This is a genomic window from Roseateles sp. P5_B10 (assembly GCF_056400485.1).
In genome coordinates this window covers 1-2,991 of record NZ_JBFULE010000654.1, presented here as the reverse complement: position 1 = coordinate 2,991, position 2,991 = coordinate 1, and the positions used below count along the sequence as shown (strand labels likewise).

The following is a 2,991-nucleotide window of genomic DNA, read 5'->3' as shown; positions in this document are numbered from 1 at the left end:
GATCGAGACCCGGCCCGAAGGCATCGAACTGGCCCTGACGGTGACCGCCGCCTGCGAGCAGCGCCTGAAGGTGCGCCGGCGCACCCTGGCAGGCCGCACCGGCTGCGGCCTGTGCGGCGTCGAAAGCCTGGCCCTGCTTGGCGCGCTGCAACCCGCCGCCGTCAGCGCGCCAACGCTGGCCCCGCAGGCGCTGGACCGGGCCCTGGCCGCCCTGCCCGCCGCGCAGGTGCTGAATGCGCGCTGCGGTGGTCTGCACGGTGCGGCGTGGTGCCTGCCCAGCGGTGAACTGCTGCTGGTGCGCGAGGATATCGGCCGCCATAACGCACTCGACAAGCTGACCGGCGCCCTCGCCCGTCGCGATACCGATCCGCGTGAAGGCTTCGTGCTGATGTCCAGCCGGGCCAGCTTCGAGCTCGTGCACAAGACGGCGATGGCCGGCGTCGGCTTGCTGGCCTGCATGTCGGCCCCCAGCAGTCTGGCCATTGCGACGGCGCGCGGCCTGGGGCTGGAGCTCTGGGCCTTCGTGCGCGAGGGCCGCGCGACGCGCTACGCCTGACGGTCGCTCAGCGCCATCGGCTCTGACGTTCGGGTTTCGCCTTCGCCGGCCAGGAAGCAGCGAATGACGATCTGATCGCGGCCGCAGCGCTTGGCTTCGTACAAGGCGTCGTCGGCCGCGGCGTACATGGCCTCCGGCGTCAGGTTGGAGCTCGGCGCGGCCCACCAGGCCAGGCCGAAGCTGGCGGTCACAACGCGCTGAGGGCTGCCCTCGTGAGGCAGAGCCAGGGCGTGCAGGGCAGCGCTGAGCTGGCTGACGAAATGCTCGGCCGTCTCGGCCGACGTGGCCGAGAAGATCACGCCGAACTCCTCGCCGCCCAGGCGGAACAGCGCATCGGTCGAGCGCTTGAGGGAGTCCTTGAGCGTCTGCGCCAGGGCCTTGAGGACGGCATCGCCGGCCTGGTGGCCGTAGCGGTCGTTGTAGGCCTTGAAATGATCCACGTCGAGCATGCACAAGGCCACGGCCTGGCCGCGCTGGGCGCCGGCCAGGGCGGCCAGGCAGACATCATTGAAATGACGCCGGTTGAAGGCGCCGGTCAGGGCGTCGACGATGGCCAGGTCGCGCAACTGGCGGTTTGCCGCCTCCAGGGCGCGGGCATCGTCATACAGCCGCTGCTCGTCAGCCTTGCGGCGGGAGATGTCCATGTGCGTGCCGGCCAATCGCAGCGGGCGCCCCTGGGCGTCACGCTCGAAGACGCTGCCGTTGCTCTGCACCCAGACCCAGTGGCCCTCGGCATGGCGCATGCGGAACTCGGCGGTGTAGCGCTCGTCCGCACCGCTGAAATGACGCTTCATCGCCAGGTTGGACTCGATGAGGTCGCCGGGATGGCAGAGTCTTTCCCAGGTCGTGCTCGTCACAGGTTCGAGTTCGGCGCGGTTGCGGCCCAGCATCTGGGCCCAACGCTCGTTGATGTCGAGCCGGCCGGTGTCGATATGCCAGTCCCAGGTGCCGGCCGCCGTGCCGTCCAGCACATTGGCCATGCGCTGGCGATCCTCGGCCAGGTCGGCCTCGGTCCGCTCCAGGCGGCGCCTGACGACGAGGCTGCGCGCCACCGCCAACGCGACGAGCAGGGTTGCCAGGCTGCCTGCGGCCAGGACCAGTAGCGGTGTTCTGTCACCTTCGCCAGCCAGCACGCCGGGCCGGGGCCTGAGCACCAGTTGCCAGGGGCGCCCGCCCACGTCGATGCTCAGCGCCGTGTCGCGCTCGTCGGACTGGAAGGGTTCACTGCCGGCCGATGAATAGATGAGCCGGTGCTTCTCCTCCTGGTCGAAGACGAAGACATCCAGGCCATTGGCGTCGGCCCGCAGCGCCGCCTCGGCCATCAGCGTCGGCAGCTCGATGACGCCGGCCAGGAAGCCCGTCAGCTCGCGGCGACGCGCCTCGACGCCCGCCGGCTGCGAGATCCGGTAGACCGGCGCGGACACCGCGAAGCCGCTGATGGCGGCCGCCTGCTGGCCAAGCCGGATCAACGGAAATGTCTCGGACGCGATGGGCACGCCGGCATCGCGGGCGAGCAGCTTGGAGCGCATGCGGCGCGGGTCGAAGGCCATGTCCACACCGACGGCGGAGCCGTTCTCGGGCCAGGAATAGCGCACCGGCACATGCATGTCGCGCTCGCGCGCGGCGATGAGCCCATCGCCCTGGTATTGCGGCGCCGGCTCGACGACGCGATAGCCCGGTTGCTCCAGATTCGCCTGCCTCTCGAACTCAGCCAGCTGCGCATGCGGCACGACGGGCTGCCACTCCAGCAGGGTCAGGGCCGAGGAATCGGTGACCAAGCCGGCGCCATAGCGTGCGAATTGAGCGCGCGTCAGCCCTGGTTGGGCCGACAACATCCGGCTGGCCGCCTGCAGCGTCTCCACCACCCTCACCAATTGCAGATCAAAGGCGCCGACGACGCTCTGCCCCATCGCGTTCAACAGCTCGCGCTGCTGGCCCGCAGCCTTCAGCGCCAGCGAGCGGTAGGCGCCCACGCTACCTGCCAGGCCCATCACCAAGATGAGCACGACCAGCGCCGCGTCCACGATCCAAGGCCAGAGTCGACGGCGCGACGGACTGCCCAGGCTCATGGCCGGGCCTCCAGCGTCGTCACGAGGCGCTCGTAGAACTGCCCCTGCTGGCGCAAGTACTGCGTCGGGTCCTTGACTGCGTGGATGCGCGCCGACGCGCTCAGCGCTTCGGTGCCGGCCTGCCATTCCGGATCGGCGGCGACCTTGTCGAGCAGTGCGCGCCAGCGCAGAACGGCCTCGGCCGGCATGCCCGCCGGCCCGAGCAGGGCCGACCAGCCCTGCAATTGCTGCATATCGCGCAGGCCGAGCTCGGCGGCGTTCTGCAGCTGTGGCAGCGACCTCAGCCGCCCGTGGGCCGTCGTCATCAATCCACGCAGGGCGCCCGACTGCACGGCCGGCATGATGCTGCGCGCGGTGTTGCAGCTG

3 protein-coding genes are annotated in these 2,991 nt (G+C 70.2%); 1 reads left to right on the top strand and 2 read right to left on the bottom strand.

Annotation, left to right across the window (positions count from 1 at the left end; genetic code table 11):
• A partial coding sequence (locus tag AC1DU6_RS25465) for a formate dehydrogenase accessory sulfurtransferase FdhD (RefSeq protein WP_477860499.1) occupies positions 1-556 on the top strand: 556 nt, incomplete at its 5' end.
• On the opposite strand, the gene AC1DU6_RS25460 is transcribed toward AC1DU6_RS25465, so the two are convergent.
• Together AC1DU6_RS25460 and AC1DU6_RS25455 are read right to left on the bottom strand one after the other, a co-directional pair.
• The gene (locus AC1DU6_RS25460; RefSeq protein WP_457324875.1) at positions 547-2,625 is read right to left on the bottom strand and encodes a sensor domain-containing diguanylate cyclase; all 2,079 of its coding nucleotides are present in this window, start codon (positions 2,623-2,625) and stop codon (positions 547-549) included. The genes AC1DU6_RS25465 and AC1DU6_RS25460 overlap by 10 nt on opposite strands.
• Positions 2,622-2,991: tripartite tricarboxylate transporter substrate-binding protein (locus AC1DU6_RS25455; protein WP_477860496.1), on the bottom strand; the 370-nt coding region annotated here is incomplete at its 5' end. The genes AC1DU6_RS25460 and AC1DU6_RS25455, both read right to left, overlap by 4 nt.